The 25,601-nt window shown below is 70.5% G+C and carries 17 protein-coding genes; 5 read left to right on the plus strand and 12 right to left on the minus strand.

Annotation, left to right across the window (positions count from 1 at the left end; genetic code table 11):
• The first annotated feature begins 25 nt into the window (after positions 1 to 25).
• Positions 26 to 1,744, plus strand: coding sequence for a phospho-sugar mutase (locus MTP13_RS17490; protein ID WP_243568920.1), 1,719 nt, complete (start codon positions 26 to 28; stop codon positions 1,742 to 1,744).
• Positions 1,745 to 1,862: 118 nt separating this feature from the next.
• On the opposite strand, the gene MTP13_RS17495 is transcribed toward MTP13_RS17490, so the two are convergent.
• The 11 genes from MTP13_RS17495 to MTP13_RS17545 all read right to left on the minus strand — a co-directional run bounded on the left by MTP13_RS17495 (position 1,863) and on the right by MTP13_RS17545 (position 13,586).
• On the minus strand, positions 1,863 to 2,147 hold the full coding sequence (locus MTP13_RS17495; protein WP_243568921.1) for a PTS sugar transporter subunit IIB: 285 nt from the start codon (positions 2,145 to 2,147) through the stop codon (positions 1,863 to 1,865).
• Positions 2,144 to 2,596 carry a PTS sugar transporter subunit IIA gene (locus MTP13_RS17500; protein WP_243568922.1) on the minus strand — a complete coding sequence of 151 codons (453 nt, stop codon included), beginning with the start codon at positions 2,594 to 2,596 and terminating at the stop codon, positions 2,144 to 2,146. The genes MTP13_RS17495 and MTP13_RS17500 overlap by 4 nt, the downstream gene beginning before the upstream one ends.
• 71 nt (positions 2,597 to 2,667) lie before the next feature.
• On the minus strand, positions 2,668 to 3,783 hold the full coding sequence (locus tag MTP13_RS17505; protein WP_243568923.1) for an adenosine deaminase: 1,116 nt from the start codon (positions 3,781 to 3,783) through the stop codon (positions 2,668 to 2,670).
• A 126-nt stretch (positions 3,784 to 3,909) separates the two neighbouring features.
• Positions 3,910 to 5,211, minus strand: coding sequence for a thymidine phosphorylase (locus tag MTP13_RS17510; RefSeq protein ID WP_243570879.1), 1,302 nt, complete (start codon positions 5,209 to 5,211; stop codon positions 3,910 to 3,912).
• Between the two features lie 2 nt (positions 5,212 to 5,213).
• Positions 5,214 to 5,660: a cytidine deaminase gene (locus MTP13_RS17515; RefSeq protein ID WP_243568924.1), complete on the minus strand. Its 447-nt coding sequence runs from the start codon at positions 5,658 to 5,660 to the stop codon at positions 5,214 to 5,216.
• 126 nt (positions 5,661 to 5,786) lie between these two features.
• Positions 5,787 to 7,103, minus strand: a complete 1,317-nt coding sequence (locus tag MTP13_RS17520) for an ABC transporter permease (RefSeq protein ID WP_424221788.1) — start codon at positions 7,101 to 7,103, stop codon at positions 5,787 to 5,789.
• Positions 7,100 to 8,380: an ABC transporter permease gene (locus MTP13_RS17525; RefSeq protein ID WP_424221789.1), complete on the minus strand. Its 1,281-nt coding sequence runs from the start codon at positions 8,378 to 8,380 to the stop codon at positions 7,100 to 7,102. The genes MTP13_RS17520 and MTP13_RS17525 overlap by 4 nt, the downstream gene beginning before the upstream one ends.
• A complete protein-coding gene (locus MTP13_RS17530) occupies positions 8,377 to 9,891 on the minus strand; it encodes an ABC transporter ATP-binding protein (RefSeq protein WP_243568925.1) in 1,515 nt (504 codons plus the stop codon). The genes MTP13_RS17525 and MTP13_RS17530 overlap by 4 nt, the downstream gene beginning before the upstream one ends.
• 168 nt (positions 9,892 to 10,059) lie before the next feature.
• Positions 10,060 to 11,157 (minus strand): BMP family lipoprotein, encoded by a 1,098-nt coding sequence (locus MTP13_RS17535; RefSeq protein ID WP_243568926.1) that lies wholly within the window; start codon positions 11,155 to 11,157, stop codon positions 10,060 to 10,062.
• Positions 11,158 to 11,355: 198 nt separating this feature from the next.
• On the minus strand, positions 11,356 to 12,414 hold the full coding sequence (locus MTP13_RS17540; RefSeq protein WP_243568927.1) for a BMP family lipoprotein: 1,059 nt from the start codon (positions 12,412 to 12,414) through the stop codon (positions 11,356 to 11,358).
• A gap of 56 nt (positions 12,415 to 12,470) precedes the next feature.
• Positions 12,471 to 13,586, minus strand: a complete 1,116-nt coding sequence (locus MTP13_RS17545) for a mannose-1-phosphate guanylyltransferase (RefSeq protein WP_243568928.1) — start codon at positions 13,584 to 13,586, stop codon at positions 12,471 to 12,473.
• A gap of 161 nt (positions 13,587 to 13,747) precedes the next feature.
• On the opposite strand from MTP13_RS17545, the gene sdhC reads away from it, so the two are divergent.
• Genes sdhC through MTP13_RS17565 form a run of 4 tightly spaced genes read left to right on the plus strand, consistent with a single transcriptional unit; the run spans position 13,748 to position 17,201 of the window.
• Positions 13,748 to 14,170, plus strand: a complete 423-nt coding sequence (sdhC, locus tag MTP13_RS17550; RefSeq protein WP_189086221.1) for a succinate dehydrogenase, cytochrome b556 subunit — start codon at positions 13,748 to 13,750, stop codon at positions 14,168 to 14,170.
• Positions 14,171 to 14,181: 11 nt separating this feature from the next.
• Positions 14,182 to 14,625 (plus strand): succinate dehydrogenase hydrophobic membrane anchor subunit, encoded by a 444-nt coding sequence (locus MTP13_RS17555; protein WP_243568929.1) that lies wholly within the window; start codon positions 14,182 to 14,184, stop codon positions 14,623 to 14,625.
• Positions 14,626 to 14,632: 7 nt separating this feature from the next.
• Positions 14,633 to 16,438, plus strand: coding sequence for a succinate dehydrogenase flavoprotein subunit (sdhA, locus tag MTP13_RS17560; RefSeq protein ID WP_243568930.1), 1,806 nt, complete (start codon positions 14,633 to 14,635; stop codon positions 16,436 to 16,438).
• A gap of 1 nt (position 16,439) precedes the next feature.
• On the plus strand, positions 16,440 to 17,201 hold the full coding sequence (locus tag MTP13_RS17565) for a succinate dehydrogenase iron-sulfur subunit (RefSeq protein WP_243568931.1): 762 nt from the start codon (positions 16,440 to 16,442) through the stop codon (positions 17,199 to 17,201).
• Positions 17,202 to 17,467: 266 nt separating this feature from the next.
• Here the strand turns inward: MTP13_RS17565 and MTP13_RS17570 are convergent, their stop codons facing one another.
• A complete protein-coding gene (locus tag MTP13_RS17570) occupies positions 17,468 to 25,144 on the minus strand; it encodes a DUF5979 domain-containing protein (protein ID WP_243568932.1) in 7,677 nt (2,558 codons plus the stop codon).
• Positions 25,145 to 25,601: the final 457 nt, after the last annotated feature.

Raw genomic sequence — 25,601 nt, forward strand, 5'->3', positions numbered from 1 at the left:
TCGCCGACCCCGAAAGGACCATCGGATGCCCGAGCAGCACTCCACCGACGACGCCCCCGACGCCCGCGTCGCCCTCGCCGAGGCCTGGCTGGCCCAGGACCCCGATCCCGAGACGCGGGAGGAGCTCAGCGGCATCCTCGACGCCGTCCGCGCGGGCGACGGCGCGGCGGCCGCGGAGCTCGCCGACCGCTTCGACAGCCGGCTCGCGTTCGGCACGGCGGGGCTCCGCGGCGAGATCGCCGCAGGGCCGAACCGGATGAACCGGGTGCTCGTGTCGCAGGCGGCGGCCGGGCTCGCGGCGTACCTCCTCGAGCAGGCGGCGCCCGGCGAGACGCCCTCCGTGGTGATCGGCTACGACGGCCGCAAGAACTCGGCGGTGTTCGCCCGGGACTCGGCGGAGATCATGTCCGGCGCCGGCGTCCGCGCCGTGCTGCTGCCCCGGCTGCTGCCGACGCCGGTGACGGCGTTCGCGGTGCGGCACCTGGGTCTCAGTGCCGGAGTGATGGTGACCGCGAGCCACAACCCGCCGAACGACAACGGCTACAAGGTGTACCTCGGCGGCGAGCACGGCGGCTCGCAGATCGTCTCCCCCGCCGACGCCGACATCGCGGCGCACATCCTGCGCGTCGCCGAGACCGCGCTCGTGCCGGCGCTGCCGCGCGGGCCCTACGAGACCGCCGACGAGTCGGTCGTCAACGCCTACGTGGCGGCGACGGCGCAGGCGGCCGGAGGCGCCCCTGCGGCGCAGCCCAAGGTCGTGTACACGGCGATGCACGGCGTGGGCTGGGAGACGACGGCCAAGGTGCTCGCGGCCGCCGGGTTCGACCGCCCGGCGCTCGTCGCCGCGCAGATCGAGCCCGACCCGGCGTTCCCGACGGTGGCCTTCCCGAACCCCGAGGAGCAGGGCGCCATGGACCTCGCGTTCGCCACGGCGCGCGAGACCGGGGCTGAGCTCATCGTCGCGAACGATCCGGATGCCGACCGCCTCGCCGTCGCCATCCCCGACGAGACCGCTGCCGAGGGCTACCGCCGGCTCACCGGCAACGAGGTGGGCCTGCTGCTCGGCTGGCAGGCCGCCGAACGGGCCATCGCCGCGGCGACGGGCGACGGCGGTCCCGAGGGCACGCTCGCCTGTTCGATCGTCTCCTCCCCCGGCCTCGAGACGGTGGCGCGCCACCACGGACTGGAGTTCCGGGCCACGCTCACGGGATTCAAGTGGATCTCCCGCGCCCCGCACCTCGTGTTCGGCTTCGAGGAGGCCCTCGGCTACCTCGTGAATCCGGGCACGGTGCGCGACAAGGACGGCATCTCCGCCGCGGTCGCCTTCCTCGCCCTCGCCGCCGAGCTGAAGGCCGCCGGCCGCACGGTCGCCGACCACCTCGACGACTTCGTCGAGCGCTTCGGCTGCTTCGCCTCCGCGCAGGTCTCGATCCGCGTCACCGACCTCGCCCGCATCGGCGAGGTCATGGCCCGGCTCCGGGCGAACCCGCCGGCGGAGGTCGGCGGCATCCGCGTCGAGCGCATCGAGGACCTCGCCGAGGGCGGCGAGCTGCCGCCCTCGGATGTGCTGCGCATCGTGCTGGCCGGCGGCGGCCGAGTGATGGTCCGCCCGAGCGGCACCGAGCCGAAGCTGAAGGTCTACATCGACGCCGTCTCCGACGAGGGCACCGTCGCCGAGCGCCGCGCCGCCGCGACGGCCGCCGCGGCCGCGCTCGAGGCGGGCATGCGCGAACTCGTCGCCTGAGCCGTCAGGGCTCGGCGCGGGCGCTCGGCGCCAGTCGGCTCTGCGCCAGTCGGCTCGCGCCGGCTCGGACGCTCGCGCCGGCTCGGGCGCTCGCGCCGGCTCGGGCGCTCGCGCCGGCTCAGCCGAGCGAGCGCTCGAGCAGCACGGCGAGCTCGTCGAGGTCGAGGAAGTTCCGCACCTCGACGATCTCGGCGTAGTTGCGCCCGATCGCCCGGCGCACTGCCGGCGCGAGCTCGGTCGACGTCAGGATGACCTGCGCGTCGCTCGCCGCGCTGGCGACCCCCTCGAGGTCGCTCGCGCTCACCTCGGCGTCGATGCCGAGCCGCTCGAGCACGCGCTCGGCGTTGACCTTGAGGATCGCCGAGGTGCCGATCCCGGCGCCGCAGACCGCCACGATCCTCATCGCCCGGCCCCCAGCCCGAGGATCGCCCTCACCTCGTCGGCGGTCTCCGCCGCCGCGAGCCGATCGATCGCCTCGGGGTCGTTGAAGGCGTTCGCGAGGGCGGCGACGCTCGCGACGTGCTCCTCGGCGTTCGCCACGGCGAGGCCGACGATGACCCGCACCGGATCGTTGTGCGGGTGCCCGAACGCGACCGGCTCGGCGAGGGTCACGACGGCGAGCCCCTCGTGCAGCACGTCGGGACCCGGCCGGGCGTGGGCGAGCGCGAGGCCCGGCGCGATCACGACGTACGCGCCGAACTCGTCGATGACCGAGATCATCCGCTCGGCGTACTCGATGCGCACCGCGCCGGCGCGGGTCAGCGCCCGGCCGGCCTCGCGCACGGCAGCACGCCAATCGGCGGCATGCGCGCCGAGAGCGACGGCCTCGTCGGGGAGCGGCGGGAGGGTCACTGGCGGTTCCGTTTCACAGCCCGGCGCGTTCGCGGCGCGGCGGGCGGGTTGCACGGGGACGTCGCGGCCGGTCAGGCCTCGTCGAACCCGTCTTCGATCAGCTCGGCGAGCTCTTCGCGGTCGTCGAGCGGGAGGAAGGCGGCGGCCGCCGCGTTCAGCTGGAACGCCTCGAGGTCGTCGAGGTCGTAGCCGAAGGCGTCGGACAGCAGGGCGAGCTCGCGCGTGAGCGAGGTGCCCGACTGCAGCCGGTTGTCGGTGTTCACGGTGACCCGGAAGCCGAGCTGGTACAGCAGGTCGAAGGGGTGGTCGACGAGCTCGTCGCCCCACGCCGCGATCGCGCCGGTCTGCAGGTTCGAGGACGGGCTCGTCTCGAGCGCGATCTCGCGGTCGCGCACCCACTGGGCGAGCTGGCCGAGCGAGACGTAGGTGTTCTCGTCGTCCTGGCGCTCGATGACCAGGTCTTCCGCCAGGCGCACGCCGTGGCCGAGGCGGAGGGCGCGGCCGTCGACGAGGGCACTGCGGATGGAGTCGAGGCCGTCGGCCTCGCCCGCGTGCACCGTGACGGGCAGGAACTGCCCGGCGAGGTAGTCGAAGGCGGTGCGGTGGCGGCTCGGCAGGAAGCCGGCCTCCGCACCGGCGATGTCGAAGCCGACGACGCCGCGGTCGCGGTGGCGCACGGCGAGCTCGGCGATCTCGAGACCGCGGTCGGCGTGGCGCATCGCGGTGACGAGCTGGCCGATGCGGATGCCCCGGCCCTGGTGCCTGGCGTCGTCGATGCCCTGCTCGATGCCCGCCTGCACGGCCTCGACCGCCTCGTCGAGGCTGAGGCCCCGGGTGAGGTGCTGCTCGGGCGCCCAGCGCAGTTCGCCGTAGATGACGCCATCGGCCGCGAGGTCCTGCACGGACTCGCGGGCGACGCGGGTGAGCCCCTCGCGGGTCTGCATGACCGCGGTGGTGAGCTCGAAGGTCTTCAGGTACTCGACGAGCGAGCCGGAGTTCGACTGCGTGGAGAACCACTCGGCGAGACCGGCCTCGTCGGTGGCGGGCACGTCGAGGTCGATCTCCTCGGCGAGCTCGATGAGGCTCTGCGGGCGCAGGCCTCCGTCGAGATGATCGTGCAGGCTGACCTTGGGCAGGCTCCGCAGCTCGATGCCGTCGCCCTCGAGGCGGTACTCAGTCGTGTCCACGAGTCAACGATAGCCGGTCGCAACTCAGGAACATCTGCCGAATACGTCGAACGTCGCGTCGCGGCATCCCTGGATTCCCGGGGATGCCGCGCGCGACGTTCCTGAGTTGTGCGAAGCGGCCCGGCCTCAGCGGCCGATGCGGTCGGCGATCAGCGGACCGCCGTCCTGGACCGGCTCACCGGCGTCGCCGATCCGCCAGGCGCCCTCGACGGCCTCGAGCGCCCGAGCGAAGCGCTCCGGCTCGTCGGCCGACAGCGTGAACAGCGGCTGACCGACGCGCACCTCGTCGCCGGGCTTCGCGTGCAGCTCGATGCCCGCGGCGTGCTGCACCGGGTCCTGCTTGCGCGCGCGTCCCGCGCCGAGCCGCCAGGCGGCGATGCCGAAGGGCAGCGCGTGCTGCTCCACGAGCACGCCGTCGCGGTCCGCCGTGACGACGTGGTGCTCTCGGGCGACGGGCAGCTCGGCATCCGGGTCGCCGCCCTGCGCCGCGATCGCGCGACGCCAGGTGTCCATCGCCCGGCCGTCGTCGAGCGCGCCCTCGACGTCCTCGCCGTCCCGACCGGCGAGGGCGAGCATCTCGCGGGCGAGCGCGATCGTGAGCTCCCGCACATCGGCGGGGCCGCCGCCCGCGAGCACCTCGACCGACTCGCGCACCTCGTTCGCGTTGCCGATGGTGCGACCGAGCGGCACGTTCATGTTGGTGAGCAGGGCGCTCGTCGCGACGCCGGCGTCCTCGCCCAGCTCGACCATGGTGCGGGCGAGCTCGCGGGAGCGCTCGATGTCCTGCAGGAACGCACCGGAGCCGAACTTCACGTCGAGCACGAGCGCGCTCGTGCCCTCCGCGATCTTCTTCGACATGATCGAGGAGGCGATGAGCGGGATCGCCTCGACGGTGCCGGTGATATCGCGCAGCGCGTACAGCTTCTTGTCGGCGGGGGCGAGCCCGGCGCCGGCGGCGCAGATCACGCCGCCGACGTCGCGCAGCTGCGCGAACATCTCGTCGTTCGTGATCTCTGCGCGCCAGCCCGGGATCGACTCGAGCTTGTCGAGGGTGCCGCCCGTGTGGCCGAGGCCGCGGCCGGAGAGCTGCGGCACGGCGACGCCGAAGGTCGCGACCAGGGGCATGAGCGGCAGGGTGATCTTGTCGCCGACGCCGCCGGTGGAGTGCTTGTCGCTCGTGGGCTTGCCGAGCCCCGAGAAGTCCATCCGCTCCCCCGAGGCGATCATCGCCATCGTGAGGTCGCGGATCTCGCGACGGCTCATCCCGTTCAGGAAGATCGCCATCGTCATCGCCGACATCTGCTCGTCGGCGACGTAGCCGCGGGTGTACGCCTCGACGAGCCATTCGATCTCGGCGCTCGTGAGCTCGCGCCGGTCGCGCTTCGCCCGGATCAGGTCGACGGCGTCGAAGGCCTCGACTGCGGCCATGGTCATGCTCCCTTGCTGGGGTCGGCGGACTCGTCCGCCTCGCCCCGGTAGACGGCGAGGGTGCGCGGGCCGAACGCGTCCGGCAGCACCTCGTCGATGGTCTTGAATCCGGAGACGGTGTCGAGCACCATCCCCTCCGCCGAGTGCTCGAAGAGCAGCTGGCGGCAGCGCCCGCACGGCATCAGCGTCTCGCCGTGGCCGTCGACGCACGCGAAGGCGACGAGCTTGCCGCCGCCCGACATGACGAGGGCGGAGACGAGCGAGCACTCGGCGCAGAGCGTGACGCCGTAGGAGGCGTTCTCCACGTTGCAGCCGGAGACGACGCGCCCGTCGTCGACGATCGCGGCGGCGCCGACGGGGTACTGCGAGTACGGCACGTACGCCTTCGCCATCGCGTCACGGGCCCGCTCCCGCAGGAGCCCCCAGTCGATCTCGTCGGTTCGGGTCATGGTGCTCCCCTTTCCGGGCAGTGCTTGGCGGTTGGAACGGCCGGGGGATGCGGCGACGCGCGCCGGCCGGATGGAACGCCGGAGGCCCCGCGCGGGCTGGCCGCACGAGGCCTCCGGATGCGTCGCTCAGGACTTTATGTAGGGTTTGCCCGCTGCGGCCGGCCCGCGGACCTTCCCGACGAGGCCGGCGACGGCGATGATCGTGACGAGGTACGGCAGCATCAGCATGAACTCGCTCGGCACCGGCGAGCCGATCACCGAGAGCGTGTTCTGCAGGTTCGAGGCGAAGCCGAATAGCAGCGCCGCGAGCGTCGCCCTGATCGGGTCCCAGCCACCGAAGATCACCGCGGCGAGGGCGATGAAGCCCGCGCCCGCCGTCATCTCCTTGTTGAACGCGATGCCCGAGCCGATCGTGAAGAACGTGCCGCCGAGGCCGGCGATGGTGCCGGCGAGGGCGACGTTCCAGAACCGGGTGCGGTTCACGTTGATGCCCACCGTGTCGGCCGCCTGCGGGTGCTCGCCGACCGCGCGGAGGCGCAGGCCCCAGCGGGTCTTGAAGAGGCCGATGAAGACGACGATCACCGCGAGGTACATCAGGTAGACGATGAGCGTCTGGCGGAACAGCACCGGCCCGATGATCGGGATCTCGCTCAGGAACGGGATCGGCAACCGCGGGAACCGGGGCGGGGAGTTCAGCACGGCCGCGTTCGGGGCGAGCACCTGCGAGAAGAAGAAGCTCGTGAGGCCCGTGACGAGCACGTTCAGCACGACACCGACGATGACCTGGTCGACGAAGTACTTGATCGCGAAGGCCGCGAGCACCATGCCGACGAGCGCACCGGCGATCATCGCGCCGATGACGCCGGCGAGGAGGGCGAGGCCCATGGACCCCGTCGAGCTCATCACCACGGAGGCGGTGACCGCCGAGGTGAAGGCGCCGGCGAGCAGCTGCCCCTCGATGCCGATGTTGATGACGCCGACCCGCTCGCCGATGACACCGGTCAGCGCACCGAAGATCAGCGGCACCGCGAGGCTCAGCGAGCCGTAGAGCAGGTTGATCATCGGCAGCATGGCCCCGGCGCCGGCCCAGGTCAGGAAGCCGAACAGGAACACGATCGCGAAGACGACGATGAGCCAGAGCGGCACCCGGCGCTTCTGCGTGACGAGCCAGACGGAGAACGCCGTCGCGAGCAGGAGCAGCACCACGACGACCCACAGCGCCGGCATCGCCGGCACCGAAATGTTCGCGATGATGATCGCGTCCTTGTCGGAGGCGTTCAGGCGGTACGTGGTGTCGCCCTCGCGCGGGGCGAAGACGGCGAGCGCGAGCGCGGCCAGCGTGAACACGGCGAAGGCGATGGGCGCCTTCCAGCTCGTGACGACCGTGGTGGCGAGCGCGTCGGGCTGAGGGGACACCTGGTGGTGTTCGGTCACGGTGGTCACTTCGCCGTCACCTCCTTCGTGACGATCGGTCGAGGTCGCTTGGGACCTCGACTCGGGTCGGGCAGGCGGAAGATCGTGCGCACGAGCGGCGGGGCCGCGATGAACAGCACGATGAGGGACTGGACGACGAGCACGATGTCGACCGGCACGCCCTCGGCGGCCTGCATCGAGTAGCCGCCGGCCTTGAAGGCGCCGAAGAGCAGGCCCGCGGCGAAGATGCCCCACGGGGTGGAGCGGCCGAGGAGCGCCACGGTGATCGCGTCGAAGCCGACGCCCGCGTCGATGCCGGCGGTGAAGCCCGTGGTCACGGTGCCGAGCACCTGGTTGACGCCGGCGAGGCCGAGCAGCGCGCCCGAGATGAGCATCGCGTAGACGTAGATGGAGGGCACGTTGATGCCGGCGACGCGCGCCGCGTTCGGGTTCTCGCCGACCGCGCGGAAGCGGAAGCCGAGGCTCGAGCGGCTGAGGATCCACCAGACGAGCACGGTCGCGGCGACGACGATGACGAAGCCGAGGTGCAGGTTGTAGCCGTACTCCTTCAGGTTCCAGAAGATCGCCGTGTCCTTCATCGGCGGCGTCTTCGGGTTGGAGGAGCCGGGCGCCTGCAGCAGGCCGGGCGTGCGCAGCAGCCAGGAGACCAGGTAGAAGGCGACGAAGTTCAGCATGATCGTCACGATGACCTCGTGCGCGCCCGTCTTCGCTTTCAGGAGACCGGCGATGCCGCCCCAGAGCGCACCGCCGAGCAGGCCGCCGACGAGGGCGACGAGCATGTGCAGGCCCCAGGGCAACTCGAAGCCGAAGGCGAGCCATCCGGCGACCGAGGCGGCGATCAGCATCTGGCCGCGGCCACCGATGTTGAACATGCCGACGCGGAAGGCGAGGCCGACGCCGAGGCCGCCGGCGATCAGCGGCGTCGCGAAGGTCAGGGTCTCCGTCAGCGGCTTGATGCCGGCGGCGAAGCTGTCGCGGCGGAAGTTGTAGATCGACCCCTGGAAGAGCGCGGAGTAGGCGCCCGACACCGACTGCCAGATGGCGGCGAAGGTATCGCCCGGGCGGGCGAAGAAGTAGCCGGCCGCCTTCTGCACGTCCTCGTCGGTGAACGCGATCATGATCGCGCCGACGACGAGGGCGAGCAGCACCGAGAGCACCGAGATGAGGGCGTTGCCGGTGGTGATCTTCTGGAACGTCTGGTGCCAGCGCGAGGGCTCCGGCGCCTGCGCGGGCACCGTCGTGGTGTCCCTCGGCGTCGTGCTGGTCTTGGGCTGGGGCTCGCTCACGCTGCGGCTCCTTCGGGCTGTTCGCCGGCCATCATGAGGCCGAGCACGTCACGGGGGGTGGTGCCGGGCACGATGCCGACCACGCGACCGCGGTACATCACCATGATGCGGTCGGCGAGCGCGACGACCTCGTCGAGCTCGGTCGACACGACGACGACGGGGACCCCGCTGTCGCGCGTCTCGACGATCCGCTTGTGGATGAACTCGATCGAGCCGACGTCGACGCCGCGGGTCGGCTGGGCGGCGACCAGCAGCGAGAGCTCACGGCTGAGCTCGCGCGCGAGCACGACCTTCTGCGCGTTGCCGCCCGAGAGCTGGCGCACCTGCTCGTCGATGCCCTGGGTGCGGACGTCGAACTCCTTGACCTTCTCGCGCGCGAACTCGGCGAGCGTGCCGCGCTGGATGGTGCCCGCCTTCACGAAGGGGGCGCCGGCCGAGCGGTCGAGCATGAGGTTCTCGGCGATCGTGAACGCGCCGACGAGGCCGTCCTCGTTGCGGTCCTCGGGCACGAAGCCGACCCCCTCGTCGAGGATCCGCTGGACGCTCGCGGTGGTGAGCTCCTCGCCGTTCAGGCGGATCGATCCGCGCACCCGGGGCTGGAGGCCGACGAGCGCCTCGGTGAGCTCGGTCTGCCCGTTGCCCTGCACGCCCGCGATGGCGAGGATCTCGCCCTTGCGCACCTCGAAGCTGACGTCGTTCACGACGAGCTGGCCGATGTGGTCCACGACGGTGAGGCCCTCGACCACGAGCGCCTCGTCGCCGAGCTGCGGCGGGTTCTTGTGCACCGTCAGCTCGACCGCGCGGCCGACCATGAGCGAGGCCAGCTCGGTGTTCGACGCGGTCGGGGATGCCTCGCCGACGACCTTGCCGAGGCGGATGACCGTGATGCGGTCGGCGACCTCGCGCACCTCGCGGAGCTTGTGGGTGATGAAGACGATGGAGGTGCCCGCGTCGCGCAGCTGGCGCATGATCTGCATCAGCTCGTCGGTCTCCTGGGGCGTGAGCACGGCGGTCGGCTCGTCGAACACGAGCACCCGGGCGTCGCGCGAGAGGGCTTTGATGATCTCCACGCGCTGCTGCACGCCGACCGGGAGCTCGTCGACGAGGGCGTCGGGGTCGACGTCGAACCCGAAGCGCCGGCTGATCTCGCGCACCTTCGCGCGGGCGGCGTTCAGGTCGAGGAAGATCCCGCCCTTGGTCGCCTCGTTGCCGAGCATGACGTTCTCGGCCACGGTGAAGACGGGGATGAGCATGAAGTGCTGATGCACCATGCCGATGCCGGCGGCCATGGCGTCGCCGGGGCCCGAGAAGTGCTGGACGACGTCGTCCAGCAGGATCTCGCCCTCGTCGGCCTGGTACAGGCCGTAGAGCACGTTCATCAGCGTCGACTTGCCTGCACCGTTCTCACCGAGCAGGCAATGGATCTCGCCGGCCTCCACGGTGAGGTCGATGTGGTCGTTCGCGACCAGGCTGCCGAACCGCTTCGTGATTCCGCGAAGTTCGAGCTTCATGTCCTTGATCCTAGTGAGCGGGCAGCATCTGCAGCAGATGCTGCGCCGATGTTGGGGCGGGGGGAAAGGGCCCGCTCAGATGTTGCGGCGCGCGCGCCCTCGCGCACAGCGCGGGAAGCAGATCGGGGAGGCCGGCGTACCGACCTCCCCGATCATGGCTGCCTGGACTTAGCCGGCGAGGTAGGACTCGACCTTGACGTCGCCCGAGATGATCTTCGCCTTCAGGTCGTCGAGCTCACCCTGCAGCGAGGACGAGACCTTCGACTCGAAGTCGTGGAACGGAGCCATGCCGACGCCGTCGTTCTCCAGCGTGCCGACGTACGGGGTCGGGTCGAAGTCGCCCTTGCCGGCCGCGAGGACCGAGTCGTACGTCGCGACGTCGATGCCCTTGAGGATCGAGGTCAGGATGAGGTCGGCGACCGAGGGGTCGGTCTGGGTGAGGTCGGCGTCGACGCCGACCATCGCGATGTCACGACCGGAGTCGCGGACCGCAGCGGCACCCGACTGGTAGATCGGGCCGCCGACGGGCAGCAGCACGTCGATGTTCTGGTCGATGAGCGCCTGCGCGGTCTGGCGAGCGGTGTCGTTCGCCTCGAAGCCGCCGGTGAAGGAGCCGTCCTGCGCGGCGCGGTCCCAGCCGACGACCTTGACGGCCTTGCCCTTCTCCTGGGTGTAGTAGTCGACGCCCTGGGCGAAGCCGTCCATGAAGATCGAGACGGTCGGGAAGTTCATGCCGCCGTAGGTGCCGACGACGTTCGTCTTCGTGAAGTCGGCCGAGGCGTAGCCCGCGAGGAACGCCGCCTGCGCGGTGTCGAAGAGGATCGGCTTGATGTTCTCGGCGTCGGTCTTGCCGTCGAAGTCGTTGTCGGCCGCGTCGTCGATGATGACGTACTCGACGTCGGGGTTCGCGGTGGCCGACTCGACGGTCGCGGCGGAGAGCGCGAAGCCGACCGTGACGATGAGGTCGCAGCCCTGGTCGACGAGGCTCGTCAGGTTCGGCGCGTACTCGGTCTCGTCCTTCGACTCGACCGTCTTGACCTCGACGCCGAGCTCGTCGGCGGCCTTGGTGATGCCCTCGAAGCCGAGCTGGTTGAAGGACTTGTCGTCGAAGCCGCCGGCGTCCGAGACCATGCAGGGGAGGAAGTCGATCGCCTCGCCGCTGCTCGAGCCGCCCTCGTCGGGGGCCGAGGCGCAGCCGGCGAGCAGCGCCGCGCTGCTGAGCAGCGCGAGGCCGCCGATGGCGGCCTTCTTGGTCGTGACCTTCACAGTGTCCTCCAAAGACGTGAGAGGCCCCCGCCTTCTCGCAGGGGGCTGATCGTCGTTACGTTACCGAATGTTGCGCCGGATGCCTCGGGCGCGAAGAGCCGCAGCGTCAATGGTTATCAAGACGCGACATTCTGCTCATATGAGCAGCACTGCCTGGTCCCTGAGCCCGCAGAAGGGCGCGTGGTTCCCCGAGCCCTGCTAGGGGGCGCTCGGCGAGGTGATCTCGAGCTCCCCGGCGATGATCTGCTGGCGCAGCCCGTCGATCTCGGCGTCCAGTTCCGCGCTCACGAGCGGCGCGAGGTCGTGGTACGGCGCGATCTCGACCCCGCCGTTCTCGAGCGTGCCGACGTACGGCTCGTTCGTGAACGAGTCGTCGAGCACCTCGCCGACGATCTGAACCATCGCGTCCTGGGTGTTCTTGAGCACGCTCGTCAGGATGACCGGCCGGTACTGCGCGGCGAGCGTCTCGTAGCCGTCGCTGTCCACCCAGATCACGGAGATCCCGCCGCGCTCGACGGCGGCCGCGGCGGCGCCCTCGCCGACCTGGCCCGCCACCGGAAGGATGACGTCCGCACCCTGGTCGATGAAGCCCTCGGTGAGCGCCTTGCCCTTGTTGATGTCCTCGAAGTCGCCGGTGAACGCGCCGTCCTGCGCCGCTTTTTCCCAGCCGAGCAGGCGCACCGTCGCGCCGTGCACCTCGTTGTACTTCGCGACGCCGTCGGCGAAGCCGTCCATGAAGAGCGTCACGGGCGGCTGGTTGCCGCCGCCGAAGGTCGCGACCACCCCGGTCTTAGAGACCCCGGCCGCGAGGTAGCCGGCGAGGAAGGCCGCCTGGGCGGTGTCGAACACGACCGGCTTGATGTTCTCGCCCTCGACGGTCTCGTCGACGATCGCGAAGGCGAGGTCGGGGTTCTTGGCCGCCTGATCGGTCGTGGACTCGGCGAGCTCCCAGCCGACCGTCACGACGAGGCCGCAGCCGCTGTCGACCGCCTGCTGCACGTTCGGCGCGAGGTCGGTCTCCCCGGTCGAGACGATGGCCTCGGCCTCGATGCCGTACTCGGACTCGGCCTGCTGCAGTCCTTCCCAGCTCGACTGGTTGAACGAGCGGTCCTCGAGACCGCCGGAGTTCGTCACCATGCGCACGCACGCCTCGCTCTGCGTCGCGCCGTCGCCGGCGGGCGCCGGAGCGCACGCCACGAGGGCGATGGATGCCGCGGCCAGCACGGCGCCGAATCCGAACCGAGTGCGTCGGGTCATCCGCCCGCCTCCCCATCTCTCGCGCCCCGCAGGGCCCAGCTGCCCGCCCTGGCGGGCTAGAGCACGTCGCTCGAGCCGCCGAGCCGCAGGGCGTCGACGACCGCTTTCACCCGCTGGGCGTGCTCGCTCGTGGTGACGAGCAGCGCGTCGGGGGTGTCCACGACGACGATATCGTGCACGCCGATCAGGCTGATGACGCGCTTGGAGCGGCTCACCACGATGCCGCTCGAGGCGTCGGCGAGCACCCGCGCCCCCTCGCCGAGGATCGCGAGCTCGCCGGAGCGGCCGGCGGTGTTCAGCTTCGCGAGCGAGGCGAAGTCGCCCACGTCGTCCCACTGGAAGTGCCCGCGCACGACGGCGAGGCGCCCCGCCTCCGCGGCGGGCTCGGCGACCGAGTAGTCGATGGCGATCTTCTCGAGGTTCGGCCAGATGCGGTCGACGGCGGGCCCGCGGGTCGCGGGGTCGTCCCAGGCGGCGGCGAGCTCGACGAGCCCGGCGTGCAGCTCGGGCTTGTTGCGCTCGATCTCGGCGAGCAGCTGGTCGGCCCGGGCGATGAACATGCCCGCGTTCCAGAGGTGCCGGCCGCCCGCGAGGTAGCGTTTCGCCGTCGCGAGGTCCGGCTTCTCGACGAAGCTCGACACGGCCTCGACGTCGTCGGCGCCGGGCACTTCGAGCCGATCGCCGCACTCGATGTAGCCGAAGCCGACCGCCGGCTCGGTCGGCGTGATGCCGATCGTCGCGATGTAGCCCGCGTCGGCGGCGGCGACCGCCTGCGCGACGGCGTGCTGGAAGAGGGCGTCGCCAGAGATGACGTGGTCGGCGGCGAAGGAGCCGACGATCACGCCGGGCTCGCGCCGTTCGAGGATGGCCGCGGCGAGGCCGATCGCGGCGGTCGAGTCGCGCGGCTCGCTCTCGAGCACCACGTTCTCGTCGGCGAGCTGCGGCAGCTGCGCCTCGACGGCGGCCCGGTGCGCCCGGCCGGTGACGACCATGACGCGCTGCTCGCCGGCGAGCGGGGCGAGCCGGTCCCAGGTGTCCTTCAGCAGGGTCTGCCCGGAACCGGTGAGGTCGTGCAGGAACTTCGGCGCATCGGCGCGGGAGAGCGGCCACAGACGGGAGCCGATGCCCCCGGCGGGGATCACCGCGTAGAACCGGTCGAGCTTCGCTGGCATCAGCCCAGGATAGCCGCAGCGCTCGCCGCGGCGGCGAACGGCTAAGGCTCCCCTAACCCGCGTGTCGAGCGGCACGGGTCTAGACTCGGCACAGGGCGCACTGCGCCTCGACGCGCCCGCTCGTCACGGGCCGATCGTCACACAGCCAGGGAGGGTTGTTCATGCCAGAGTCCTCGGCAGGAACCCTGACCGCACCCGAAAAGCCGGCGAAGCAGAAGCCGGGCGGCACGCTGTATCGCGGCCGCGAGGGAATGTGGTCTTGGGTGCTGCACCGCATCACGGGTGTCGCCATTTTCTTCTTCCTGCTGGTGCACATCCTCGACACCGCGCTCGTCCGGGTCTCCCCCGAGGCGTACAACGCGGTGATCGGCACGTACCAGACCCCGATCATGGGCCTCGGCGAGGTCGCCCTCGTCGGCGCGATCGTGTTCCACGCCCTGAACGGCCTGCGCATCATCCTGGTCGACTTCTGGACCTGGGCCACCCGCCACCAGAAGGTGCTGTTCTGGATCGTCATCGCCCTCTGGGTCGTGACGATGCTCGCCTTCACCCCGCGCCACCTGATCAACGTCTTCAGCCACTGAGGAGTGCGAGCGTGACCACCATCGAAGCACCCCGCACCCCGGTCCGCCCCGCCCCCAAGCGCGGCGTGAACCTCGAGAAGTGGGGCTGGATCTACATGCGCGTGTCGGGCGTCGTGCTCATCGTGCTGATCTTCACCCACCTGTTCGTCAACCTCATGCTCGGCGACGGCGTCAAGGCCATCGACTTCGGCTTCGTCGGCGGCAAGTGGGCCGACCCGTTCTGGCAGTGGTGGGACGTCGCGATGCTGTGGCTCGCGCTCATCCACGGTGCGAACGGCATGCGCACCATCGTGAACGACTACACCAAGCCGGGCACGGCGCAGAAGCTGCTGAAGCTCGCGCTGTTCCTCGCCGCCGCCGTGCTCATCGTGCTCGGCACCCTCGTGGTCTTCACCTTCGACCCGTGCCCCGCCGGCGCCCCGGCGGACCTCCTCCCCTCGTTCTGCGCCGCCTAGGAGACACGTGACCAGCGAGACCCACGCCGAGACCAAGGTCGTCGACGGCGTTCACTACCACCAGTACGACATCGTCATCGTCGGCGCCGGCGGCGCCGGCATGCGGGCGGCCATCGAGGCCGGCCCGGGTGCGAAGACGGCCGTCATCTCGAAGCTCTACCCCACTCGCTCCCACACGGGCGCGGCGCAGGGCGGCATGGCCGCGGCGCTCGCGAACGTCGAGGAGGACTCGTGGGAGTGGCACACCTTCGACACGGTCAAGGGCGGCGACTACCTCGTCGACCAGGACGCGGCCGAGATCCTCGCCAAGGAGGCGATCGACGCCGTCATCGACCTCGAGAACATGGGCCTCCCGTTCAACCGCACGCCCGACGGCAAGATCGACCAGCGCCGCTTCGGCGGGCACACCCGCGACCACGGCAAGGCCCCGGTGCGCCGGGCGTGCTACGCCGCCGACCGCACGGGCCACATGATCCTGCAGACGCTGTTCCAGAACTGCGTGAAGCTCGGCATCGAGTTCTACAACGAGTACTACGCGCTCGATGTGGTCATGACCGAGGTCGACGGGGTCCCCCAGCCCTCCGGCGTCGTCGCGTACGAGCTCGCGACCGGCGAGCTGCACGTCTTCCAGGCGAAGGCGATCATCTTCGCGACCGGCGGCTTCGGCAAGATCTTCAAGACCACGTCGAACGCCCACACCCTCACGGGCGACGGCGTCGGCATCATCTGGCGCAAGGGCCTGCCGCTCGAGGACATGGAGTTCTTCCAGTTCCACCCGACCGGCCTCGCCGGCCTCGGCATCCTCCTCACCGAGGGCGCCCGAGGCGAGGGCGCGATCCTCCGCAACGCGTCCGGCGAGCGGTTCATGGAGCGCTACGCGCCGACCATCAAGGACCTCGCCCCCCGCGACATCGTCGCGCGCTGCATGGTCCAGGAGGTCGCCGAGGGCCGCGGTGCGGGCCCGCACAAGGACTACGTGCTGCTCGACTGCACGCACCTGGGCGCCGAGGTGCTCGAGACGAAGCTCCCCGACATCACGGAGTTCGCCCGCACCTATCTCGGCGTCGACCCGGTCTACGAGCCGGTCCCCGTGATGCCGACGGCGCACTACGCGATGGGCGGCATCCCGACGAACAACGACGCCGAGGTGCTGCGCGACAACACCACCGTCGTGCCCGGCCTCTACGCGGCCGGCGAGTGCGCCTGCGTCTCGGTGCACGGCTCGAACCGCCTCGGCACCAACTCGCTGCTCGACATCAACGTCTTCGGCAAGCGCGCCGGCCGCAACGCGGTCGAGTACGTGAAGACGGTCGACTTCACCCCGCTCCCCGAGGACCCGGCCGCCGGCGTCCGCGAGCTGCTCACGGGTCTGCGCGACTCGACGGGCACCGAGCGCATCGCGGCCATCCGCAAGGAGCTGCAGGACGAGATGGACCGCAACGCCCAGGTGTTCCGCACCGAGGAGTCGCTGACCCACGCCGCCGGCGTCGTCGCCGAACTCCGCGAGCGGTACAAGCACGTCGCCGTGCAGGACAAGGGCAAGCGGTTCAACACCGACCTGCTCGAGGCCGTCGAGCTCGGCTTCCTGCTCGACCTCGCCGAGGTCGTCGTCACGAGCGCCCGCAACCGCAAGGAGAGCCGCGGCGGTCACATGCGCGACGACTACCCGAAGCGCGACGACGAGAACTTCATGCAGCACACGATGGCCTATCTGTCGGGCGACGCGCACTCGTCCGACGCGAGCGACCACATCCGGCTCGATTGGAAGCCGGTCGTCGTCACTCGTTACCAGCCGATGGAGAGGAAGTACTGAGGTGAGCACCGCTACGCTCGAGCACCCGCCGGCCGAGGCCGACGCCATCCAGTCGTTCACGGTGACCTTCCTGATCCGTCGATTCGACCCCGACGTGGACACCGAGCCGCGCTGGCAGGACTTCGACGTCGAGATGTACGCCACCGACCGCGTGCTCGACGCCCTGCACAAGATCAAGTGGGAGCAGGACGGCTCGCTGACGTTCCGCCGCTCGTGCGCCCACGGCATCTGCGGCTCCGACGCCATGCGCATCAACGGCCGCAACCGCCTCGCCTGCAAGACGCTGATCAAGGACCTCGACATCTCGAAGCCGATCTACGTCGAGGCGATCAAGGGCCTCCCCCTCGAGAAGGACCTGATCGTCGACATGGAGCCGTTCTTCGCGAGCTACCGCGAGGTGCAGCCGTTCCTGCAGGCGAACACCGCGGCGGAGCCCGGCAAGGAGCGCGTGCAGTCGGTCGCCCAGCGGGCGATCTTCGACGACACCACGAAGTGCATCCTCTGCGCCGCGTGCACGTCGAGCTGCCCCGTGTTCTGGACCGACGGCCAGTACTTCGGCCCCGCGGCGATCGTGAACGCGCACCGCTTCATCTTCGACTCGCGCGACGACGAGGCCAAGGTGCGCCTCGACATCCTGAACGACAAGGAGGGCGTGTGGCGCTGCCGCACGACCTTCAACTGCACCGAGGCGTGCCCCCGCGGCATCGAGGTGACGAAGGCGATCGCCGAGGTCAAGCAGGCGATCATGCGCGGCCGCCCCTAGCGGCTCCAGCACAGACGGCGGATGCCGCGGCGACTCGATCGCCGCGGCATCCGCCGTTCTCGTGTCGGTGCGTGCGCTCGGCACGCACCAGCCCGGCGCGAACCAGACCCGAGCACACCTGCCCGGAATGCACTCACCCGGGCCGCTCTCGGGGGAAAGCGGCCCGGGTGGGTGTTATGGGGAACGGGCCCGGAGCTCGGGATGGACTCCGGACCCGCTGGAGCAAGAAGGCTCCAGCCTCGGCGGCGACGACGGCCGCCGGGGTCTTACTCCGCGGTGCGACGGCGGCGGATGATCAGCAGCAGCCCGACACCCCCGATCACGAGGATCGCGGCGCCCCAGATGCCCCAGCTCGGGTCGAAGCCGGTGCTGGCCATGCCGCCAGGCGTGATCGGCTTCGGCTGGGTCGGAGCGGCGTTGCAGTCGGGCGTTGCAGGCGGGTACGCCTCGACCGCGTCGGTGCTCGGGTTCATGCGGATCTCGACGACCGCGTTCCCGCGCAGCTCGTAGAACGGTGCGCTCGGGTCGAGCACCCAGCGGCCGTTCGGCAGCAGGCGCCAGCCGGGCCAGGCGATGCCGTTGCCGGCCGAGTCGACCGCGGCGCCGGGCCAGAGCTTCTGACCGGTGATGGTCACGCCGCTCTGCGCGTCGGCCGGGGGCACGATCTCATCGACCTTCGCGGCGCCGTCGGCGAGGATGCCGTCGATGTCGCTCGCGGGGATGTCGGGGTTGCGGGCGGCGTAGGCCTCCGGCGTCCACCAGATCATCACGATCCGCGGCAGCTCGACGTTCTCGATGTTGTACGGCGTCAGGTCGTAGGTGACCCACGGAGCGTTCGCGATGCACATCGCGAGCGCGTTGACCTCGATCGACTTCACCGGCGTCTCCTCGGTCGACGTGTTGTCGTCCGGGGTGCCCTCGACGCCGCCGCTCGTGACCGTCGCGGTGTTGACGATGTCGAGGATCTTGCCGGTGTCGCTGCCGCCCTCGCGCGGGAGGGTCGCGGCGGTCGTCACCAGGAAGCCGAACTCGGCGCTCTGCGCCTCCTCCGGCGTCCACGAGGCGTCCTTCGTGAAGGTCGCCGTGCCGCCGAAGCCGTCGGCCGAGGCGCCCGTGAGCGTCGCGGTCCAGCCGGCCGGAACCGTCCACTCGGCCACCGGGGCGGCCTTCAGGGTGGCGGGCAGCTCGTCCTTCACGACCACGTTCGGCACGACCAGGTTCGGCGTGTTGTTCTTCACGGTGATCGAGTAGGGGTAGCTGGCGTCCTCGTCGGTCGGCACGAGCCAGTCGCCGCCGTCGTTCTGCTCGACGTGGTGCTTGTCGATCGACAGGTCGACCGTCTTGGCGGTGTTCAGGATCGTGCAGGTGCCGTCGGCGCCCGGGTCGAGCGTCAGCACGCCCTCGCTGAGCGAGACGCCCTCGCCGACGCAGCTCCAGTCGCCCGGGCTGTAGAAGCCGAGCAGCGGGTTCGTCTCGTTGTCGAGCGTCTCGAGCAGCGTGTACGCACCCGGCTTGACCTCACGGTCGAGGATGTCGGCCGAGCCGCCGAGCCCGTGGAAGACCGACGAGCCGTCGCCGAGGAGGCGCAGGCGCCAGTCGGCAGGCTTGCCGGGCACCTGGCCCTCACCGAGCTTGCCCGCGAAGGCCGAGTTGTCGACCTCCTTCACCAGGGTGAGGTGCGCGGGCTCGGGGTCGGTGTGGTGGTCCGTCGTGCACGGCTCCTCGGGGGTGCACTCGTCGGACGGCACGTCGCCGCCGGCGGTGACCGAGTTGCCGATCGTGGCGTCCCAGGCGTCCGCGTTGACCTTGACCGAGTAGACGAGCGTCTGCGGCCCGGCGTTCGCGGCGAGGTCGCCGACGTTCCAGGTCAGCTTCTGCGTCGCGTCGTCGAAGGCGAAGGTGCCGACGCTCGCCGTGATGCCGTCCTCGTCGAGCACCGCCTTGCCGAGCACGCCGCTCAGGTCGTCGACCGCGACGATGTCGTGGACGGTCACCTGACCGGTCGGGGTGACCGTCACCGTGTAGGTGATGGTGTCGCCCGGCTTCACCGTGCTGCCGCTCACCGGGTTCGACGTCTTCGAGGTGGTGAAGGCGCCCGGGGTCTTCGTGATCGGGTTGGTCGCGGTGACGAGCACGTGTCCGAGCTCCTCGGCGCCCTTGCCGGCGATCGTGAAGGTGATGCTGCGGCCCTCGGTCGACGCTCCCGCGTCGCTCGAGGTGTAGCTCACGTCGCCCCACGAGTACGCGTCGTCCTTCAGGCCCGGGAGCCCGTCGACCGGCTCGGTCACGGTGCACTCGGTGCCGGCGGGGAGGTCCACGCCCTTCGGGAGGTTCGCGGGGCTCGTCGCCGTGGCGGTGAGCTCACCCGTCACCGGGTCGCCGCCCTCGGGCAGCACGCAGGAGTACTCGAAGGTGTACGAGGCATCCGGGTCGACGCCCTCGAGCGCCGCGTCGCTGCCGGAGACGACCTTCTCGATCGTGAAGTCGCCCTTCAGGCGGAAGGTGTCGTTCGTGACCGTGATGACGGGCCAGTCGTCGCCCGCTGCGGGGACGGTGGCCGGGTTGCCGTCGTAGCCGACGACCTCGACCCACTGGTACGACGGGTCGGTCGGGACCGGACCGCTCGTCGGCGCGGTCTCCACGGCGGTGCAGTCGCTGGTCGCGAGCACACCGGTCACGGTCGCGTTGCCGTCGGGGGTCGCGGTCCACTCGTACTCGACCGCGGGGTCGTCGCCGTAGACGCAGCTCAGGGTGCCCGTGAACGGCGTGGCGCCGTCGACGAGGTCCTTCGCCGGACCGGTCACGACCTTGTCGATGATGACCGTGCCGCGGACCCGCTCCACCGTGTTGGTCACAGTGATGCCGGCGGTCTGGCCGTCGACCAGGGTGACGGTCTCGCCGTTGTCCGGGGTGGCCCAGGCGTACGACGGGTCCTTCAGCTCGCCGTTGTCGAGCGTGTCCTCCTGCACCTGGCAGTCGGCGCCGACCGGCACCTTCTTCTGCGCGGCGGTGAAGAGGGAGACGGTGCCGCCCGTGGCCGGGACGGTCCACTGACCGCCCGCCTGCGCGTCGTCGCCCTCGCCGTCGACCCAGTCGCACGTCCAGGAGCCGGTGACGTCGAGGCCCGCGGGGATGCCGGCCGTGTCGCCTTCGGCGACCTTGGTCAGCTCGAGCGCGCCCCACAGCTGCGACACCGAGTTGGTGACCTCGGCGGTCGGGACGACGTCGGACGAGACGATCTCGACCGGGTCGGCGATCGCCGGCGTGTTCCACGACCAGCCGGTCGCGAGGTCGCCGTCGCTCGGCGCGTCCTCGGTGATCGAGCACTCGCTCGTCAGCGGGACCGGCCCGAAGGCCTCGGTGGTGCCGCCGCTCGCGTCGTCGATCTGCCAGTCGCCGGACGCCACGACGTCGCCGTCGTAGGTGCAGCTCCAGGTGCCGGTGTAGCCGGTGCCGTCGGCGACGACCTTGCCGGGAACCTGGTCGAGCTGCTTCGTCACGGTGAAGGTGCCGAAGGCCTGCGAGATCGGGTTGGTGACGTTCACGAGCTTCGTCTCACCGTTGGAGCCGAGCGTGACCTTGTCGGGCGACACGGTGGCCGCGCCCCAGCTGTACGAGGCGTCCTTCAGCGTGTCGGGGTCGAGCTGACCCTCGCTGAGCTCGCAGCTCCAGCCGAGCGGCACCCCGTCGACGAGGACGGTCTTCTGGCCGTCCGCGACGTTGACGGTGCCCATCAGGTGGCCGGCGACGCCGTCCACGGAGCAGTCGTAGTTGATCGGGAAGTCCGTGCCGCCGGCGGCCTGGGCCACGTAGCCCTCGGTGTCGCCGGTGACGGCCTTCAGGACCTCGATCTTGCCGGTCTCACGGCTGAACGAGTTGCCGACCACCAGCAGCGCGGGCTCGGCCGCGCCGACCGTGTCGCCGGTGAACACCGGGTCGCCCCAGGTGTAGGAGGGGTCGTTCGACGGCTTCTGCGAGAGGTCCTCGCCGAGCACCACGCAGTCGGAGTCGACGAGGACCTCGTCGCTCAGCGTGATGGCGCTCGCACCGGCGGTGGTCGTCCAGTCGCCGTTCACCGGGGCGTCACCGTCGTGGGTGCACTGCCAGGTGCCGGAGTACTCGCGGTCGGGGTCCACCACGCCGCTCGGACCGCTGAGGGTCTTCTCGAGGGTGACCGAGCCGTAGACCCGCTTCAGCGTGTTCGTGATCGTGACGTCGATCTGCTGACCGGGCTCCGTGATGGTGAAGGTCTCGGGCGAGACGGTCACGCCGTCCCAGGCCCAGCTGCCGTCGGCGAGCCCGCCGACCGGCGTGACCTCGGTCACGGTGCACTCGGAGCCGAGGGGCAGCTCGAGCGGGTCGCTGCCGCCGGTCGTGAAGGTCACCTGCTCGGTGCCGTTCACGCCGCAGGCGACGGATGCCTCGAACTCCTGGTCGGCGCCGCCGGTGTACCCGTCGCCCTCGACCACCTTGGTGATCTCGACCGAGCCGTACTTCTTCGACAGGGCGTTGATCGCCGAGACCTGCACGGTGACCGGGTCGCCGTTCTGCGGGGCCGGGATGGTGAAGGAGACCGAGCGGCCGTCCTGCGGGCTGCCGCCCGGGGTCGCCGTGAGGGTCACGCCGTCCCAGGTGTAGCCCGAGGCGGGCGCCGGGGCGTCGTGCTCGGTGACGGTGCAGTCGCTGCCGGCGGGGATGTTCTCCCCGGGACCGCCCGCAGCGCCGGCGAGCACGTCGAAGCTGCCGCTGTACTCCTGGCTGCTGTCGTCGGTGCAGACCCAGTCGAAGCCGAACGGCACGTCGGCGTTGTAGCCGGCGGCGTCGCCCTGCACGGTCTTCGAGACGGCGAAGGAGCCGGACTGGCGCACGACGGTGTTCGTCACCGTGACGCCGGGGTTCGGCGTGGCGGCGCTGAGGGTCACCTGCGTGCCCGGTGCGTAGTCGATGCCGGCCCAGACGTAGGAGCCGTCACCCGGGGCCGGAGCGGCGGGAGCCGTCTCCGTCACGGTGCAGCTCGAGCCGAGCAGGATGCCGGTGACGGTCGCCTGACCGCCGTCGGCCAGCGGACCCCAGTTGCCGCTCTTGCCGTCGGTGCACGTGTACGTGCCCGAGAAGCCGGGGCCGCTGTAGACGCCGTCCGGGTCGACGAGGTCCTTCGTGATCACCAGCGAGCCGTAGACGCGCTTCGTCGTGTTCGTGAGGACGACGTTCTTCGTCTCGTTCTTCGCGACGGTGACCTTCAGGTCGTTCGCGACGGGGGTCGCGGCCCACGCGTAGGAGTCGTCGACGAGGCCGCCGGAGACCGCCCCCTCGTGCACGGTGCACTCGGTGCCGGCGAGCAGCTCGCCGGCCGGGGTCGTGTAGGTCTCGCCGGCCTTGATGGAGGCGTTGTAGGTCTTCGCGCCACAGGTGACGGTGACGTCGAAGGCCTTGTCCGCGGCGATGCCGCCGCCCTCGGTCGCCTTGGTGACCGAGACCTGGCCGTAGACCGGCACCGTCGTGTTGGTGACGGTGACGAGCTTCGTCTCGCCCTTCACGACCGTGACCTGGGTGCCCGGCGCGTACGTCGGGGCGCCCCACTCGTGCCCGGCGTCGAGCGGCGCCGTGATCGGGGTGACCTCCTGGACGGTGCAGAGGCTGCCGACCGGGATGTTCTGGACCGTCTCGGTCTCGCCGTTCTTCAGCGTCAGCGGCGTCGTGGTCGAGCCGCAGACGACGTTGACCTTGAAGTCGTCACCGGTCGAGGTGTAGCCCGCGCCCGTGACGACCTTCTTGACGTCGAGCTTCGTGAAGTTGCGCACGAAGGTGTTCGTCACCGTCGAGTCGACGGTCGCGTCGACGCCCTTCGGGATCGTGACGACGTTCGGCAGCACCGTGCGGCCGGCCCACTCGTACGAGGCGTCAGCGAAGTCGCCGGCCTTGGCCGAGAAGGCGGGCTCGGTGAGCGCGCAGCTCGTGCTCGTCGGCAGCGTCGGCCCGGAGACCGGCGTGCCCGGCGTCACCTGCAGGTCGCCCTCGGAGATCGTCTGGCCGCCCAGCGTGCAGACGTAGTGCACGGTGAACTGCCGACCCGTGCCGCCGGTGTAGCCGCCGGCGGGGGTGTTCGCGTCGGCCGGGGAGACCTTCTTCTCGACGGTGAAGGTGCCGGTGTTCTGCTTCGTCGAGTTGGTGACCGTGATGGTGGTCTTCTGGTTGTCGACGATCGTCTTCGGCCCATCGGTGGCGTACTGCACCCACTCGTAGGAGCCGTTCTTCAGGTTGCCGCTCGGCCCGTTCTCCGTCACGGTGCACTCGGCGCCGGCCGGGAGCGTCGTGCTCACGGTCTGCGAGGTGCCGGTCGAGACGGTGTAGTTGCCGCTCTGCACGACGCCCTGGCCGGCGACGGTGCAGCTCCAGGTGCCGGTGAACGGCGTCGAAGCGGTGCCCGAGAAGCCCGAGGCATCCGTGATGACCTTCTTCACCTCGAGCGAGCCGGTCTGGTACCGGTTCGTGACGATGCAGGTGACCGAGGCCTTGTCGACGAGGTCGACGCTGCCGTTGGTCACGGTCACGCTCGAGCCGTTGCCGTCGTTGGTGCAGACCCAGTTGCCCTGCTGCGTGTAGCCGCCCGGGCCGCCGGACTCGGCGAGCGCGTAGGTACCGGCCGAGAGGTTCGCGTTGCTGACGCCCGAGCCCTGGTCGTTGCCGGAGAGCTCAGCGGCGCCGCCGCCGGTGTTCGCGGAGAGGGTCCACGAGTTCTTGTTCGCGGTGCCGGAGGCGACGATCTTCTTCAGCGTCAGCTTCGCCTTCGTGGCGTAGGTGTTCGTGAAGGTGCAGGTGATGTCGGAGTTGGCGCTCGCCGGGATGTTCGTGAGGGTCACGTTCCGGCTGCCGAGGTTCGGCGTGCCGATCGGCTGGTTCGCGCTGTCGACGCAGGCGACGCCGGTGAGCGACCACTGCGCGTCGGCGACGGCGTTCTCGGCGATCGTGATGGTCTCGCCCTGGACGGCGTCGGCCGTCTTGGACTGGCCGCCCTTCAGCGCGAAGCTGTTCTTCCACGGCGAGCCGTCGAGGTTGCTGGTGGGAGCGAAGTTGAACGTGGTGTCGGGGGCGCCCGCGCCGACGACGACCTTCTTGACCGTGAGCTTGCGGACCTGGGCGAGCTTGCCGTAGAGGCAGGCCTGGGTCTGCTGGCCCTCGTAGGTCAGCCACTCGTTGACCGCGCTGCCCGGGTCGGCGGGACACGCCGCGCCGTTCGAGACGGTGCGGAAGCCGAGGATGACGAGCTTGTAGTCGACGCCGCCGACGGAGATCGTCGTGTCGGACGCCTGGTTCAGGAACTTGAACTGGTCGCGGTTCTGGTTGTCGTTGCCGTTGTTCGGCGTCTCCCACATCCACCAGTTGAAGTCGAACTGCTTCGACAGGCTCGGCAGCCGGTAGCTGACGGTGCCCTTGAAGTAGTCGCTCGACCCCGAGTAGTTGATGGGGTTGTTGTAGTGCGTGATCTTCCCGATGTTGAACGCCGCACCAGGCTCGGGCGCCAGCGAGCCGGCGGCCGGCTGCACGCCGATCGCGCTCTGCGTCGAGGTGCTCAGGTTGTTCGGACAGTTGCTGCCGCCCCGACCGTGCGCGGTGAGGGCTTCGCTGCCGCTCGCCACCCAGTTCGACGGCCCCGTCTCGCTCGAGGAGTTCGGCGGACTGTATCGGATGCAGTAGCCGCTCGTGGTGCCCGCGTTCTGGCCGGTGCTGCCGGCGTCGCCGCGGTGGTTGGAGACCTGGGCCTCCACCGTGCCGAGGTTCACGGGCGCGGCCTGGGCTGGCGCCGCGGCGAAGAGTGCGCCGCTCACCCCCATGCCGATGATGAGCGCACCGCTCGCGAGGACCGAGAGCGCCTTCTTCAGGCGCCCCTTCGGTAGGGTGTCGCGGTGCCGAGGGGTCGACGAAACACGGGTTCGGGTAAGCATGGCTGCACGCCTTCGGGTTCGACGCGAAATTTCGGGTTGCGCGTCATTCGGGTTTCGGGTTTGCAACCCACGCAGAACGTGAGTCCTTCGTAGCGTGGCAGAGATGAGGGTCGTTCGGAATACTGGCACCACCACCAAAACGGGGGGCAACTGACGGATGCCTGGCCCCCGCGCCGCCCGAAGCGCCCCCTTTTCGCACCGCACCTGGGCATTCGACCGATTCCGGGGAAAAGTCGCGGCCCGATCGCAGGACGTCGGCGTTCCCTTCGACGAGCTCAGGAAACCAGGGATGGTTCGCTGAGCCTGTCGAAGCGCGCCAGCACGGCGGATGCCCCGGCAGGCACGGCGGATGCCCCGGCGCGCACGGCGGATGCCCCGGCGCGCACGGCGGATGCCCCGGCGCGCACGCCGGGGCATCCGTTTTCCGGGGTCGTGGCGAATCGGGGTCCCCCGACCC

The sequence above is a fragment of the Agromyces soli genome (assembly GCF_022811605.1).
In the GTDB taxonomy this organism is placed as follows: Bacteria; Actinomycetota; Actinomycetes; order Actinomycetales; family Microbacteriaceae; genus Agromyces; species Agromyces soli.